17 protein-coding genes are annotated in these 15149 nt (G+C 72.6%); 16 read left to right on the top strand and 1 reads right to left on the bottom strand.

The window, feature by feature from the left end; translation table 11 throughout:
- The first annotated feature begins 60 nt into the window (after positions 1-60).
- The 15 genes from cpaB to ACFV6E_RS12015 all read left to right on the top strand — a co-directional run bounded on the left by cpaB (position 61) and on the right by ACFV6E_RS12015 (position 12783).
- Positions 61-774 carry a Flp pilus assembly protein CpaB gene (cpaB, locus tag ACFV6E_RS11945; protein ID WP_385168971.1) on the top strand — a complete coding sequence of 238 codons (714 nt, stop codon included), beginning with the start codon at positions 61-63 and terminating at the stop codon, positions 772-774.
- A gap of 225 nt (positions 775-999) precedes the next feature.
- Positions 1000-2622, top strand: coding sequence for a CpaE family protein (locus tag ACFV6E_RS11950; protein WP_385168968.1), 1623 nt, complete (start codon positions 1000-1002; stop codon positions 2620-2622).
- Positions 2619-3083: a TadE family protein gene (locus tag ACFV6E_RS11955; RefSeq protein WP_385168965.1), complete on the top strand. Its 465-nt coding sequence runs from the start codon at positions 2619-2621 to the stop codon at positions 3081-3083. The genes ACFV6E_RS11950 and ACFV6E_RS11955 overlap by 4 nt, the downstream gene beginning before the upstream one ends.
- 18 nt (positions 3084-3101) lie before the next feature.
- Positions 3102-4448 carry a CpaF family protein gene (locus ACFV6E_RS11960; protein WP_385460868.1) on the top strand — a complete coding sequence of 449 codons (1347 nt, stop codon included), beginning with the start codon at positions 3102-3104 and terminating at the stop codon, positions 4446-4448.
- Positions 4445-4810 (top strand): hypothetical protein, encoded by a 366-nt coding sequence (locus ACFV6E_RS11965; RefSeq protein ID WP_385460871.1) that lies wholly within the window; start codon positions 4445-4447, stop codon positions 4808-4810. Before ACFV6E_RS11960 ends, ACFV6E_RS11965 begins: the two co-directional genes overlap by 4 nt.
- Complete coding sequence (locus ACFV6E_RS11970) at positions 4807-5748, top strand: type II secretion system F family protein (RefSeq protein ID WP_385167567.1); 942 nt, start codon at positions 4807-4809, stop codon at positions 5746-5748. Before ACFV6E_RS11965 ends, ACFV6E_RS11970 begins: the two co-directional genes overlap by 4 nt.
- Positions 5749-5761: 13 nt before the next feature.
- Positions 5762-6652, top strand: a complete 891-nt coding sequence (locus ACFV6E_RS11975) for a DUF5936 domain-containing protein (RefSeq protein ID WP_385167569.1) — start codon at positions 5762-5764, stop codon at positions 6650-6652.
- Between the two features lie 16 nt (positions 6653-6668).
- Positions 6669-8099 carry a sensor histidine kinase gene (locus tag ACFV6E_RS11980; protein WP_385167570.1) on the top strand — a complete coding sequence of 477 codons (1431 nt, stop codon included), beginning with the start codon at positions 6669-6671 and terminating at the stop codon, positions 8097-8099.
- Positions 8092-8823, top strand: a complete 732-nt coding sequence (locus ACFV6E_RS11985; protein ID WP_385167572.1) for a response regulator — start codon at positions 8092-8094, stop codon at positions 8821-8823. The genes ACFV6E_RS11980 and ACFV6E_RS11985 overlap by 8 nt, the downstream gene beginning before the upstream one ends.
- Positions 8824-8937: 114 nt before the next feature.
- Positions 8938-9150, top strand: coding sequence for a hypothetical protein (locus ACFV6E_RS11990; protein WP_385460874.1), 213 nt, complete (start codon positions 8938-8940; stop codon positions 9148-9150).
- Between the two features lie 65 nt (positions 9151-9215).
- A complete protein-coding gene (locus tag ACFV6E_RS11995; protein WP_385461025.1) occupies positions 9216-9755 on the top strand; it encodes a pilus assembly protein TadG-related protein in 540 nt (179 codons plus the stop codon).
- Between the two features lie 15 nt (positions 9756-9770).
- The gene (locus tag ACFV6E_RS12000; RefSeq protein ID WP_385460877.1) at positions 9771-10361 is read left to right on the top strand and encodes a hypothetical protein; all 591 of its coding nucleotides are present in this window, start codon (positions 9771-9773) and stop codon (positions 10359-10361) included.
- 3 nt (positions 10362-10364) lie between these two features.
- A complete protein-coding gene (locus ACFV6E_RS12005; RefSeq protein WP_385167577.1) occupies positions 10365-11012 on the top strand; it encodes an OmpA family protein in 648 nt (215 codons plus the stop codon).
- 57 nt (positions 11013-11069) lie between these two features.
- Positions 11070-11942: an LLM class flavin-dependent oxidoreductase gene (locus tag ACFV6E_RS12010; RefSeq protein ID WP_385167579.1), complete on the top strand. Its 873-nt coding sequence runs from the start codon at positions 11070-11072 to the stop codon at positions 11940-11942.
- Between the two features lie 70 nt (positions 11943-12012).
- Positions 12013-12783: a class I SAM-dependent methyltransferase gene (locus ACFV6E_RS12015; RefSeq protein ID WP_385460880.1), complete on the top strand. Its 771-nt coding sequence runs from the start codon at positions 12013-12015 to the stop codon at positions 12781-12783.
- A 234-nt stretch (positions 12784-13017) separates the two neighbouring features.
- On the opposite strand, the gene ACFV6E_RS12020 is transcribed toward ACFV6E_RS12015, so the two are convergent.
- The gene (locus ACFV6E_RS12020; RefSeq protein ID WP_385167583.1) at positions 13018-13362 is read right to left on the bottom strand and encodes a DUF192 domain-containing protein; all 345 of its coding nucleotides are present in this window, start codon (positions 13360-13362) and stop codon (positions 13018-13020) included.
- A gap of 844 nt (positions 13363-14206) precedes the next feature.
- On the opposite strand from ACFV6E_RS12020, the gene ACFV6E_RS12025 reads away from it, so the two are divergent.
- Complete coding sequence (locus tag ACFV6E_RS12025) at positions 14207-14980, top strand: isoprenyl transferase (RefSeq protein ID WP_385167585.1); 774 nt, start codon at positions 14207-14209, stop codon at positions 14978-14980.
- Positions 14981-15149 lie beyond the last annotated feature (169 nt).

Genomic DNA, 15149 nt, shown 5'->3' on the forward strand with positions numbered 1-15149 from the left:
CGCGCGACCGTACGACCGCTCGACCCCGCTGTCCCCGCCCCGATCGAGGTTGTCCGCGTCATGAACTCACGCCAGCGCCGCGGCGTCATCCTGCTGGTCCTGTCGGCCCTGTGCGCCCTGGGCGCCTTCGCCGGGGTGCTCTCGGTGATCCGTGACGTGAACTCGAAGGTCGGCCCCGAGGTCGCGGCGTACCGGCTCAAGAGCGACATAGCACCGTACCGGGAACTGACCGCCGACCAGTTCGAGCAGGTCTCCATGCCCGAGCGCTGGCTGTCGGCCACCGCCGTCACCGACCTCAAGCAGATCCGCGGCAAGATCGCCGTCACCCGGCTCGAGAAGGGCTCGCTGCTCCAGACGGACATGATCGTGGACCGGCCCGCCCTGAACAAGGGCGAGCAGGAGATCGCCATCATGATCGACGCGGCCACGGGCGTCGCGGGCAAGATCAACCCGGGCGCGACGGTCAACATCTACGCCACCTTCAAGGCGGAGAACGACCAGGGCAGCGACCAGTCCAAGCTGATCGTCGCGAACGCCCGCGTCATCGACGTCGGCAAGCTCACCGCCCTCGAACCCGGCCAGTCCAGCGACGACCGGCGGCGCACCGCCACCGAGGCCGTCCCCATCACCTTCGCGCTGGGCACCACCGACGCCCAGCGGGTCGCGTACGCCGAGTCGTTCGCCACGCACGTCCGGCTCGCCCTGGTCGCGGGCGGCTCCGGCACCACCGTGGACCCCTCGGACCGTACGTACACCCTGGACGAGGACAAGTAGGAGGCCGCGCATGACGACCGTCCCCGCCGGCACCCCTCACGGCCACGGCCACGGCCACGACCGCCGGCCCCGTGCCCTCGCCCCGAACCGTCAGCATCGTCCGCACGGACCGCACGGACCGCACGGACCGCACGGACCGCACCGCCCGAACCGTTCGCACCGCCCGAACCGTCCGCACCCTTTGCGCCGTCCGCGCCGTCCGCACCGTCTCCGGGAGGTCCGCCGATGACCGTCCGCGTCCTGCCCGCCGTCGGTGACATCGACTCGGCCCGCGCGCTCACCACCCTGCTGAGCCAGCTCGCCGACACCGAACCCGCCCCGCCCGTCCCCGACTCCACGGCGCTCCTCGACACCCTGGCCCGCCTCGCGGCCGAGTCCCTGGACGAGCTGCCCGAGGTCGTCCTCGTGCACGAGCGGATCGGCCCGGTCCCGGCGCTCGACCTGATCCGCGACCTGGTGATGCGGTTCCCCGCGGTCGGCGTCGTCCTCGTCACCGCCGACACCAGCGCGGGCGTCCTCACCGCCGCCATGGACTCAGGCGCCCGCGGCATCGTCGGGCTGCCCCTCGGCTACGACGCCCTCGCCGAGCGCGTGCAGGCCGCGGCCACCTGGTCCGCCGGCATGCGCCGCCACCTGGGCAGCGGCGCCCCCGAGCTGTACGCGGGGCCCGGCGGCACCGTCGTCACCGTCACCGGCGCCAAGGGCGGCGTCGGCGCCACCGTCACCGCCGTGCACCTCGCCCTCGCCGCCCGCGCGTCGGGCCGTACGGTCGCGCTGCTCGACCTCGACCTACAGTCCGGGGACGTGGCCTCGTACCTGGACGTGCAGTTCCGCAGGTCGGTGGCGGACCTCGCCGGGATCAGCGACATCAACCCGCGCGTCCTCCAGGACGCCGTCTACACCCACGACAGCGGCGTCGGACTGCTCCTCGCGCCCGCCGAGGGCGAACGCGGCGAGGAGATCACCGACCGGGTGGCCCGCCAGGTCCTCGCGGCTTTGCGCTCCCGCCACGACGTCGTGATCGTCGACTGCGGCTCGCAGATGAACTCCGCGACCGCCGCGGCCGTCGAGATGGCCGACCGGGCGCTGCTCCTGGTCACCCCCGACGTCATCGCCGTACGCGCCGCCAAACGCATGGTCCGGATGTGGGACCGCCTCCAGATACGCAAGGCGGAGGAGACCACCACGGTCGTCAACCGCCACTCCCGCGGTACGGAGATCCAGCCCTCCCTGGTCGAACGGGTCACCGGCACCACCGTCGCCCGCTCCGCCGTGCCCGCCGCCTTCAAGGAGCTCCAGTCCGTGGTCGACGCGGGCCGGCTCCAGGACCTGGACGCCCGCTCGACGGTGAAACAGGCCCTGTGGACGCTGGCCGGCGAGCTGGACCTCGTCGCGGCAGCGCCCGAGAGCGGAGGCGGGGGCGGCAGACGCCGCAAGGCGTCCGGCGACCGGGGCGTGGCGGCCCTGCGCCGCCGCGGCGACCGGGGCGCGGTCACCCTCGAATTCGCCGGGATGTTCCCGCTGCTGCTCGTCGTGATGACGATCCTGTGGCAGTGCGTGCTCTACGGCTACACGTACACGCTGGCCGGGAACGCCGCGGACGAGGCGGCCCGCGCCGCGACGGCCGCGCACGCCGTGCAGGGCGACCCGGTCGGCGCCTGCCAGTCCGCGGGGAAGCAGCATCTGCCGGACGCCTGGCAGGGCGCGGGCATCGACTGCCAGCTCGCGGGTTCCGTGTGGAAGGCCACCGTCACCGCCCAGGTGCCGCTGTTCTTCCCCGGCTTCGACGCGGGCTGGCAGGTCCAGGGCGAGGCGGGCGCGGCGGTGGAGAGCGAGGACGCGGGATGAGCGGCCGCCCGGGCACGCCCGGCCTGCGGGAGTCCAGCCGCTGCATGCTCCGGTTACGGGCACCCCGGTCACGGGGGCTCCGCGTACGGGAGCCCGGCCTCCCGGTGCCCCGCCGCCGGGGCGACCGCGGCGTCTCCATGCTGGAGTTCGCCGGGTTCCTGCCGGTGCTGCTGCTCATCGGCATGGCGGCCATCCAGCTCGGCCTGGTCGGCTACGGCATCAACCAGGCCGGTTCGGGCGCCCGCGCCGCCGCGCGCGCCGCCTCGCTCGGCCAGGACGGCACCGCCGCCGGACAGGCCGCCGTCAGCGGCTGGCTGAACCCGGACGTACTGCCCGCGGAGGGCCCCGACACCACGACGGCCACCGTGCAGGTGCAGGTGCCGTCGGTCATCCCGTTCCTGGGCGGCTGGACCGTGGAGCGCCGCGCCACGATGCCCAATGACGCCGACCAGGACGACTGACCGAGAGGAGCCGATGACATGAGCCTGCGTTCCCGTATCGCCGCCCCCGCCTCCGAAGAGGGAGGGGCCGCGCGCGAGGACGGCCACCTCGTCGCCGTCTACCGCGGCAAACTGCTCGAGGAGATCGACCTCGCCGAGATGTCCAGCCTCGCGGCGGGCGAACGGCGCGCCCGCCTCGAACGCGTCCTCGGCCACATCATCAGCCGCGAAGGACCGGTCCTCTCCTCCGCCGAGCGCGCCCAGCTCATCCGGCGGGTCGTCGACGAGGCGCTCGGCCTCGGCGTCCTCGAACCGCTCCTCGCCGACGCGTCGATCACCGAGATCATGGTCAACGGACCCGACTCGATCTTCGTGGAGCGGGCGGGCCGCGTCGAACAGCTCCCGCTCCGCTTCGCCTCCGCCGAACAGCTCATGCAGACCATCGAGCGCATCGTCTCCACCGTGAACCGGCGGGTGGACGAGTCCAACCCGATGGTCGACGCCCGGCTGCCCACCGGCGAGCGCGTCAACGTCATCATCCCGCCGCTCGCCCTGACCGGCCCCACCCTGACCATCCGGCGCTTCCCGCGCGCGTACACGCTCCCGGAGCTGATCGGCCTCGGCTCCCTGGACGAGCAGATGCTGATGCTGCTCGCGGCGTTCGTCAGGGCCCGCTTCAACGTCGTCGTCAGCGGCGGTACGGGCTCCGGGAAGACCACCCTCCTCAACGCCCTGTCCGGTCTCATCCCGTCCCACGAGCGCATCATCACCATCGAGGACTCCGCCGAACTCCAGCTCCAGCAGGAGCACGTCATCCGCCTGGAGTCCCGGCCGCCGAACGTCGAGGGCAAGGGCCGGATCACCATCCGCGACCTGGTCCGCAACTCGCTGCGCATGCGGCCCGACCGCATCATCGTCGGTGAGGTCCGCGGCGGCGAGACCCTGGACATGCTCCAGGCGATGTCGACGGGTCACGACGGTTCGCTCGCCACCGTGCACGCCAACTCCGCCGAGGACGCGCTGATGCGGCTCCAGACCCTCGGCTCGATGTCCGAGGTGCAGATCCCGTTCGAGGCGCTCAAGGACCAGATCAACTCGGCGGTCGACGTCGTCGTCCAGCTCACCCGGCACGCCGACGGCTCCCGCAAGGTCACCGAGATCGCCCTGCTCGTCAGCCACGGCCGCGAACAGTTCCGCATCGTGCCCGTCGCCCGCTTCGTGCCCCGCCCGGTCGGCCCCGACCGGGTCGTCCGCGGCCACTTCGAGCACCTGCCGCTGCCCCGCCCGGTCGCCGAGAAGCTGTACGTCGCCAACGAGTCGCTGCCGCCCGCCTTCGGCGTGGTCGACAGCATCGACGTACTCAACTCCAGGCAGGCGATCGGATGACCGGGACGCACGGGGTCCGGATGACCGGGACGTACGGGGTCCGGGCGGCCGGGACGTACGGGTTCCGGGCGGCCGGGACGTACGGGGTCCGGATGACCGGGACGTACGGGGTCCGGGCGGCCGGGACGTACGGGTTCCGGGCGGCCGGGACGCACGGGATCCGGATGACCGGGACGCACGGGATCCGGGCGACCGGGACGCACGGGATCCGGGCGGCCGGGACGCACGGGATCCGGGCGGCCGGGACGCACGGGATCCGGATGACCGCGACGCACGGGATCCGGGCGACCGCGACGCACGGGATCCGGGCGACCGGGCCCGGGGTGCACACGGCCACCGCGCCGGAAGGGAGACTGCGATGAACGGCCCGGCCCTCCTGGCGCTCGGCGCCACCGTCCTGTGCGGCACGCTCGCCGTCGCGGGCGCGCACACGTACGCCGGCGGCCGGGCCCAGCGCCAGGCCCTGGTCGACCGGCTCTCCGGCGGCGGCCCGGTCCGTACGGCGGTCGGCCGCGTCCGCCGGTTCACGGCGGTCGACCGGCGGCTGCGCCGCACCCGGCTCGGCCGCCTCATCCAGCTCCGGCTGTCCGCGACGGGCCTGGACCTGACGGCGGGGGAGTTCTTCACCTACGTCGCCGCCGTGGTCGTGGCGCTCTGGCTGATCGCCGCCACGGCGCTCGCGCCGTTCTTCGGCCCGATCGCCGCGCTCGTCGGCGTCTGGAGCGCGGCCATCTTCCTCAACTGGCAGCGGCAGAAACGCATCGAGGCATTCATCGGCCAGCTCCCGGACGTGGCCCGGCTGCTCGCCAACGCCACCGCCGCCGGTCTCGCCCTGCGTACGGCCCTGGCGATGGCGGCCGAGGAGCTGGAGGCCCCGGCGGGCGAGGAACTGGCCCGGGTCGCCAACCACCTCACGCTCGGCCGCTCGGTGGACGACGCCCTCGGCGAACTCGCCGAACGCCTGCCCTCCCGGGAACTGATAGTCCTCGTCACCACCCTCGTCCTCGCCAACAAGGCGGGCGGCTCGGTGGTCAGCTCCCTGCGCAACCTCACCCAGACCCTGGAGGACCGCAAGGAGACCCGGCGCGAGGTACGCACCATGCTCTCCGAGGTGAACGCCACCGCCTTCACCGTTCCGCTGCTCGGCCTCGGCTCCCTGCTGCTGATCAACTCCTCGAACGAGGGCGCGCTGGCCCGGGTGACCGGCTCCCCGGTCGGCCAGATACTCATCCTGGTCTCGCTCGGCCTCTACACGGTCGGCTTCTTCGTCATCCGCCGCCTCGGCAAGATCGAAGTGTGAGGGGGTCACCGGCATGCTCGCCCTGCTGCTCGCCGTCCTGACGGGCGCGGCCGTCACGGGAGTCCTCCTCGGCATCCGCATGATCCGCGCCGAGGCCAAGCTCCCCACCGACCTGGCGCTCGCCCTGGAGGTCGGCGCCACCCGCGTCTCCAAGGCGGACTCGGCCGTCGACCGCCTCGGCATGCGCTTCGCCCCGCTGGTCCTGCGGCTGATGGGCCCGCGCCGCGTGGACGCCAAGCGCCGCCGCATCGACATGGCGGGCAACCCCGGCGGCCTCACCCTCAACCGCTACGCGGCCCGCCGCGCGGTCTACGGGATCTTCGGCGTCGTCCTCGGACTCGTCTTCCTCAGCAACGGGCAGCCCCTGTTCGCCGCGGCCACCCTGGCCTTCGGCCTCCTGGCCGCCGACGCGCTGATCTGGCAGGCGATCCGCGAACGCAAGGACGTCATCGACCGAACCCTGCCCGACTTCCTCGACGTCCTCGCGGTCGTCGTCTCCGCGGGCCTCGGCTTCCGGCAGGCCCTGGACCGCGTCGCGGAGAAGTACGAGGGCCCGTGGGCCGACGAACTCCGGATAACTCTCCGCCAGATGGACATGGGCGTCAGCCGCCGCCAGGCCTTCGACGAGCTGCGCCGGCGCAACTCCTCGGAGTCCGTCGCCCAGTTCGTCTCCGCGCTCCAGCAGGGCGAGGAACTCGGCTCCCCGATCGCCGAGACCCTCATCCAGCTCGCCACGGACATGCGCCGCACCGACGCGCAGAACGCCCGCCGCCGCGCCGCGAAGACCATCCCCAAGGCGACCATGGTGACCCTCGTCTTCATGCTCCCGGCGACCATGATCCTGATCGCCACCGGGATGTTCCTGGGCTCCGGTACCGACTTCGGCTCGATCCTGGGCCGCTGATGAGGAGCCCGCGCCGATGAGAAGCCTGCCGACCGCGCTGGGGGCGGTGTCGCCGCCGGGCCGCCGGGCGCGGGCCGGGATCCGCCCGCGCCCCGCGCCCACGGAGCCGCCGACGCAGGACGAGGCGGAACACAGGAAAACGGAAACACCCTGGCCGGCCGGGAGCGGTACCGCCGCCGGATATCTTGCCGACGACGCCCCCGCCCCGGGCAGCGTCCGCCTCCAGCTCAACGCCCTCCAGGCGCTGTGCCGCCAGGCGTTCGCCGTACGCCTCGCCGCCATCGTCGTCGGCGCGCCCTTCGCGATGGCCAACGCGACCGGCGGCCTCGCCCGCTACAGCGTCCTCGCCGCCGCCGTACTCGGCGTGATGGGCTCGTACGCCATGCTGCGTGACTGGGACCGCTTCGGACCGAGGCTGCTCGCCCACCCCTCGCTCATGGCCGTCGACCTGACCTTCGGCGCGGTCCTGCTGCTGACCGCGTCCCCCGCCTCACCGCTGGCCTACGCCACGGTCTGCACCCCGCTGCTCGCGGGCCTGCTCTACGGCTGGCGCGGCTCGGGCGTCTTCACCGGCCTCCAACTGGTCGTCCTGGTCAGCGTCTCGCGCGCCTGGGAACACCGCCCCGGCGCCGGGGCGAGCACGCTCCTGATAGCCGGTTTCTGCATCGGGTCCGGCATCATCGGCGTGACCCTGCGCAACCTGATGTTCCGCTTCGGCACGGCGAGCCAGGCGCTGTCCGAGGCGAACGCGCGGCTCGCCGTCGCGGAGGCCGTGGAGTCCGAACGCGCCCGCCTCGCCCGCGAGATGCACGACTCGGTGACGAAGACGCTGCACGGCCTCGCGCTGGCGGCGGAGGCGCTGGCCGGCTCGGCCGGTTCGGGCGACCCCGAGGCGTTGCGGCGGCAGGCGACCACCGTGGCGGGCGCGGCCCGCCGCGCGGCGACCGAGTCCCGCACCCTCCTGGCCGACCTGCGCCGCCGCACCCATCCGGCGACCGAACACCCGGACCTGGGCGCGGAGCTGGCCGTACTGGTACGGGACTTCGGGGCCCGCGCCCGTGTCCTGGCGGAGCTGCGGCGCACGGGCACGGTGCCGCCGCTGCCGTACGAGACGGTCCGCCACCTGGCGGCGGTCACGGCCGAGGCCCTGGAGAACACCCACCGGCACGCCGGGGCCACCCACGTCCTGGTCGACCTCGACGTCACCCCGCGGACCCTGCGGCTGACCGTCCGGGACGACGGGACCGGCCTGCCCCCCACCGCAGTACGCGACCACCTGACGGAATCCGGCCACTTCGGCCTGCTCGGCATGGTGGAACGGGCCGCGTCCCTCGGCGGGCGGCTCCACCTGGGCCGCTCCCCGCGCGGCGGCACCGAGATCGCGCTGGCCATGCCGCTGCCCCCACCGGCTCCCCCCACCCCCCAAGAGGAGGCCGCCCATGCCTGACCAGGCGCTTTCCCAACCGCCCCTGCGCGTGCTCGTGGCCGACGACAACCCCGTCGTACGCGCCGGACTCACCGCGCTGCTCGGCGCGCACCCGGACATCGAGGTCGTCGCGGAGGCGGCGAACGGCGAGGACGCCGTGACCGCCGCGATCCGCCGGGCCCCCGACGTCGTCCTGCTCGACGTCCGCATGCCCGGCACCGACGGCCTCACGGCCCTGCCCGCGCTCGCCCGCCTCGCGCCGGTGATGATGCTGACGTACAGCCGAGAACCCGAGGTGGTGGCCGAGGCGCTGCGCCGCGGGGCCGTCGGCTACCTCGTCCACGGCGAGTTCACGGCGGCCGAACTGATCACCGCCGTACGGGAGTTGCGGCACGGGCGGGCGACCATCACGGAATCGCTCGGTGTTTCGTACGAACCGAACGAAACGCCTTCGCATCTGCAACCGGTTGTGGGACAGTCGTCGAAGGCCCGCCCCGCGCCCGCCCCGAGACCGTCGCGGCGCGGCGCCGACCCGGTCGATTTTGGTCTGAGCTCACGGGAGGTGGAGGTCATGGATCTCATCGCGTCCGGCATGAACAACCGGCAGATCGCCGCCGCCTGCTTCATCAGCGAGAAGACCGTGAAGAACCACATCAACCGGATCTTCGCGAAGCTGCACAGTTCCTCGCGCAGCGAAGCCATCGCCCACTGGCTGGGCACCGCCCACGGGGGGTGGACCCGGTGACTCCGCCCCCGCCCCGCCCCTTACGAAGTTGGGCCCCTGGACCCACTCGCAGTAGGCGCGTTCTCACGTACGGTGCCCAAGTCGGTTGTGGTACCGGGCGGGAGGGCAGTGGGGATGAACAGGATCGAGCGGTGGAAGCGTGCCGTGGTCTCCCGTCTCCGGGCACGCGGAGAGAAGCGGGACGCGGGGGCGGGGTTCGTGGAGTATGCGGGTCTGATGATCATTATTGCGGGGATCTTCACCTTGATCGACCAGCTGGGGCTGGACGGGCTGATCTCCGGCGCGATCGGCGACGCGGTCGACCGGGTCATCGGTGGAGGCGGCTGACAGGCCGCCTACGGTGTGACGACAGAGGACAGAGCCTCCCCATCTACATCTGGCTGACGGGCATCCTGCTCTTCGCCGCGTTCGCCTTCTTCGCCTTCGCCCAGGCGGCGTCCGCGCGCAACGGCGCCCAGTCCGCGGCGGACGCCGCCGCACTGGCCGCGGCCCAGGACGCCCGCGAGGAGCTGGTGGACGGTCTGACGGCCGCCATCGGCCAGGGCGGTGACTGGCTGGACTGGCTCGACGACGAATCCCCGGCCGGCGCCGGAGCCACGGCCGCGGCCCAGGAGCTGGCCGCCCAGAACGACTCGGCTCTCGTGGGCGCCGCCCAGCCGGTCACCATCAGCGGCTATCCCGGCTACGAGGTCGAGATCCAGACCAACTACACGGTCGGCGACTCCATCATCCCCGGGACCGAGAGCATGAAGGCCAAGGCCCATGCCGCCGCCGTCATTCAGCCGCGCTGCGACTTCGCCGCCGACGCGGACCCCGGGAAACCGGTCGAGCTGGACTGCGGCGACGAGACCGTGAACATCGACCCCGAAGATTTTGATCCGGACGACCTTCCTGACGCGTCCGTGATGTTCTCTGTGCATCTGGCCGAGTGAGAGGAAGCCGTACCGATGGACTTTCGGCACACCATGAAGGGCCGCAGGGCGCTGAGCGCGGTGGCGATAGCTTCTGGGCTGCTCCTCACGGTGGCCGGCTGCGGCGGAGGAAGCGACGACGACAGATCCGATTCAAGTTCCTCGGCCTCTTCCGCGCCTGGCAAGGACAAGGAAGATGATCAGGAGCAGTCGCAGACACCGACGGCGGACAGGGTGCTGGCGACGGCCAAGGACGGTGACATCACCGTCACCATCACGTCCGCCGACCGGGACCAGGGAGGCTTTGTCACGGTGTCGGGCCGGGTGAGTAATGGAGGCAGCAGTTCGTGGCTCGGTGCCAACTGGCAGAGCGACGAGACTGAGCTGGCCAGCAACGGTGGCTCCCTGGCGGGCGCCAGCCTCGTGGACGAGAAGGGCAAGAAGAAGTACCTCGTGCTGCGGGACACGTCCGGTCGGTGCCTCTGCACCAAGTTCGCCCGCGTGAGGCCGGGAGACTCGGCCGACTGGTATGCCCAGTTCCCCGCCCCCCCCGAAGACACCACCCAGGTAAGTTTCCAGGTCGGCTCCATGCCCCCCGCCGACATCGAGCTGGCCGAGGGCGAGTGAGTCATGGGTCTGCCACGCCGTACCACCGCGACCGCGACGACGTTCACGGCCTTCGCCGTGCTGGTCACGCTCGGGCTGCCGGGACCGGCGCACGCCGACGACGACCCGAGCGCGCCGCCGGGCACCGTCACCACGTCACCGCCCCCCGAGGTGGACGCCAACAGCCCGGGACTGAAGCTGGCGGACGGCGCGACGCTCGCGCCCGCCAAGGTGCTGGACATCAAGTCGGTCGTGGAGGACCTCGGCGGTGAGGAGCGCCGCGAGGACACCAATGAGAACGTCACGTTCGCGCTCCAGGCCGAGGTGCTGTTCCCCAAGGACAGCTCCAAGCTGAACCCCGACGCCCGTTCCCGTATCCAGGCGATCGCGGACGAGATCAACGCGCAGAACGCCACGAACGTGAGGGTCTTCGGCTTCACCGACAACCTCGGTTCCTACGCGCACGGGCTGACCCTCTCCAAGAAGCGCGCGGAGGCGGTCCACGACCAGCTCGCGGCGAACGTGGACGCAGACACCACCTTCGAGGTGCGGGGCTACAGCGAGGACTACCCGATCGCCGACAACGGCTCCGAGCAGGGCCGCCGCAAGAACCGCCGGGTGGAGGTGTCGTTCCCGAGGGGGGAGTCCACGAGCCCGAGCGAGCAGAGCTGATCACCAGCCCGCGAATGGTCTTGTCCGCAGGCGCGCGCCACGGATAGGAAAGTGGGCATGACTGGACTCGGCGCCGTGTTCCGGCCCCAACTTCCCCCCGAGCGGCTGCGCGCCCTGGCGCGGCTCGCGGACGACGCAGGACTGGAAGAGCTGTGGCTGTGGGAGGACTGCTTCCTCGAAGGAGGGATATCCGCGGCGGCGGCCGCGCTCGCCTGGACCGAGCGGCTGCGCGTCGGCGTCGGCCTGCTCCCGGTCCCGCTGCGCAACGTCGCCGTCACCGCGATGGAGGCCGCCACCCTGCACCGGCTGTTCCCCGGACGTGCCGTCCTCGCCGTCGGGCACGGTGTGCAGGACTGGATGGGACAGGTCGGCGCGCGCGCCGAGTCGCCGATGACGCTGCTGCGCGAGTACCTGGCGGCGCTGCGCGCGCTGCTCGGCGGCGAGCGCGTCACGACCGACGGACGGTACGTCAGACTTGACGGCGTCGCGCTCGACTGGCCGCCCGCGCCCGGCGTCCCCGTACTGGCCGGCGTGACCGGGCCGCGCTCCCTGCGCCTGGCGGGCGAGGCCGCCGACGGGACCCTGCTGACCGCAGCCACCGCCCCCGAAGGAGTGAAGCGCGCCCGTACGCTCATTGACGAGGGGCGGGCCGCGGCGGGGCGCACGGACCCGCACCGGATCGTCGTATACATGCACGCGGCGACCGGGCCCGGCGCGGCCGACCGGCTCAGGGCCGAGATCGCGGCGAACGGGGAGGACCCGGAGGCCGGACACGGCGCGGCCGGGGACGCGAAGGCCGTCGCCGAGGCGGTGCGGCGGCTCGCGGACGCCGGTGCCGACACCGTCGTCCTCCAGCCCACGGCCGACGAACCGGACCCCGAGGGGTTCGTCCGCTTCGTCGCCCGGGAGGTACGCCCCCTCGTGCCCTGAGCGCCGCCCGTCGAGCGCGGCCGGGGAAACCCGGTCGCGCGGGCGCCGGTGTCTTGCGACGATCGACGGCATGACCACGCCCCGTACGTTCGACGAGCTCGTCGCCGAGGCCGCGGACGCGCCCGTCGAGGGCTGGGACTTCTCCTGGTTCGAGGGACGGGCCACCGAGGAGCGCCCGCCCTGGGGGTACGCGCGGGCGATGGGCGAGCGGCTGGCCCGCGCGTCCGCCGCGCTCGACCTCCAGACCGGGGGAGGCGAAGTGCTCGCCTCCGCAGCGGAGTTGCCCCGGCTGACGGTCGCGACCGAGGGCTGGCCGCCGAACGTGGCGAAGGCCACCGCGCTGCTGCACCCCCGCGGCGCGGTGGTCGTCGCCTCGCCCGAGGACGCGCCGCCGCCCTTCGCGGACGGTGCCTTCGACCTGGTCACCAGCCGGCACCCGGTCCGCACGCACTGGGCGGAGATCGCGCGGGTCCTGCGCCCAGGCGGCACGTACTTCTCGCAGCAGGTCGGACCCGCGAGCGCCTTCGAGGTCGTCGAGTACTTCCTCGGACCGCAGCCCGAGCGGACGAGGAGCGCCCGGCACCCCGACGCCGCCCGCGCCGCCGCCGTGGCCGCCGGGCTCGACGTGGTCCAGGTGCGCACCGCCCGGCTGCGGTTGGAGTTCCACGACGTCGGGGCCGTCGTCCACTTCCTGCGCAAGGTGATCTGGATGGTGCCGGGCTTCACCGTCGAGGAGTACCGGGACCGGTTGCGAGGTCTGCACGAGCAGATCGGGCGCGAGGGTCCGTTCGTCGCCCACAGCACCCGCTTCCTCATCGAGGCCCGTAAGCCGGCGGCGTGACCGCGCCCCAACTCCGCATCCGTGCGGCCGTCCTCACAGGGTTTCCACATCGTTATCGAGGAAAGGTCGCACCCGCCTGTGGCCTCAAGTAAGTTCGGACCAAGGGAATTCGCGTGAGCAAAGCTGCGCGTGCGGTACCGCGCAGTGGAGGGGGCTGCGCGGTGCCGAATCCCCTCTGTCGTACGGCAGTTACCGCCCCTGTACGATCGGCCGCACACCCCCGTCGTGCGGGAGTCACCGCCCCCGAACGGCCAGCCGCACCCCGCGTCGTACGCCCCATCCGGCCATCGCCCCCGCCTCCGCCTCCAGGACGTGCCGGGCCCGCGGGCGCGGCAGTCCGATCCGGCCGGGCCGCATCGTGCGTACCGCCAGGACCCGCAGCGACCGGTCCAGATAGGCGACGTCGATCGCGAACCGCATCCCCAGGGTGTGGACCGAGTTCGCCGGACTCAGCAGCAGCGCGCCCTCGATCCCGGCGCGCCCGAGCAGCCCCTTGCGCCGGGCGCGCGCCGTCTCCGCCAGTTCCAGCGGCACTGGCGCGGACGTATCGGGCGTGACGAACGTGACAGGCGTGGCCATGCCCGCGACGCTAGCGCCCGCGTCAGGGCGCCTGTGCGCGTCGAGGCACCCGCGCTCGCGTCAAGACGCTCCCCGTGTCGCGCGTCACCCGCCCGGAGTACGGCGCGACACCCCCGCCGAAGGCCCCGAACACCCCGTACAACCTCTGGATCTCCACCGATCCACCTGATTTCCCTTGGAATCCGCTGGTATTCGGCCATGATCCAGCCCTGAATCCGGGATTCCGCGACCCTCCGGGCGTCGTCGTCCGGTTTCGGAGAGTAGTTGTGGCACGCCGATGCACGCAGCATCACTTACGAAGGGTTATGGTGGAAACCCCCCCTCGGGCCGGTCCGTCTCCCCCCCACGGACCGGCCCGTTTTCTGTCCCCGTCCGGAACGGTGCCGCCGGGCCGCCGTGCGCCCCGGCGCGACCCGCCGGATGCGCCCCCCGCTCCCGGGAAGCAGCCAGGTACCCCCATGTGACCGCCGCCCGGCCGCCGCACCCCGCCGGGGCCGGGACCCCGAGCGATGCGGGCCATGCCGAGCGGACCGGCGTCCCCGGTCCCGCGGCCGATCGATGAGACCGTGGGCGGGTGGGCGAGCCGGCATACGCCCATCGCCGGCGGCGGCCCGGCCCGTTCGGCGGTCCGCGCGCCGGTGCGGGCGTGGACACCGGCGCGTGCACCGGGCGTTCCGATGAAGTGTCCGGATCGGAGCGGTGCGCGCGGCGCCCGTCGTCGCCCGCTCACCCCATGCCGGGGCCCTCGCCGGGCGGGGGTAGGCTTCGCCCCCGGGGACCGCCATCTGGACAGTGCTTGCGCCCGCTCGCGCCTGTCCGATCCGCACGGAGGGGCTGACTACACGTGAACCTGCGCGACAACCTGCGGCGTCTGCTGGTCAGGTTCTATGCACGCAGGGTGGAAGGCCACCTCGACCACGCCCAGGTGCCCAAGCACATCGGCGTCATCATGGACGGCAACCGGCGCTGGGCGAAGGCGGCGGGCTCCACCGCCGCGCAGGGGCACCGGGCCGGCGCCGACAAGATCGAGGAATTCCTCGGCTGGTGCTCCGAGACCGATGTCGAGGTCGTCACCCTCTGGCTGCTGTCGACGGACAACTTCGACCGCCCGCAGGAAGAACTGGTCCCCCTCCTGGAGATCATCGAGGGCGTCGTCCGCACCCTGGCCGCCGACGGCCGCTGGCGCGTGCACCACGTCGGCACCCCCGACCTGCTGCCCACGCGGATGCAGCACGTGCTCAAGGAGGCCGAGGAGGCCACCGCGGACGTCGACGGAATAGTGGTCAACGTCGCCATCGGCTACGGCGGCCGGCAGGAGATCGCCGACGCCGTGCGCTCCATGCTCCTCGACGCCCACGACAAGGGCACCTCGATCGAGGACCTCGCCGAGTCGGTGGACGTCGACCTGATCGGCAAGCACCTCTACACCAAGGCCCAGCCCGACCCGGACCTCGTCATCCGCACCAGCGGCGAACAGCGCCTGTCCGGCTTCATGCTGTGGCAGACCGCCCATTCGGAGTACTACTTCTGCGAGGTCTTCTGGCCGGCCTTCCGCAAGGTCGACTTCCTGCGCGCCCTGCGCGACTACGCGGCCCGCCACCGGCGTTACGGGGGCTGACCCCGCGACCCGCGGGGACGTACGGCACGAGAGGTGCGGGACGTACGTCATCAGGAGTTAACGAGCGCGCCGTCCTGAGTCGTGGCATGGCAGCGCTTGTTCGAGGGCATAAAGCCTCCAGGTCGACATCCGAACAACGGATGTCGGATCTCAGCGGGCGGCACGGGGC

It is taken from the genome of Streptomyces sp. NPDC059785 (genome assembly GCF_042732375.1).
Lineage (GTDB): Bacteria > Actinomycetota > Actinomycetes > Streptomycetales > Streptomycetaceae > Streptomyces.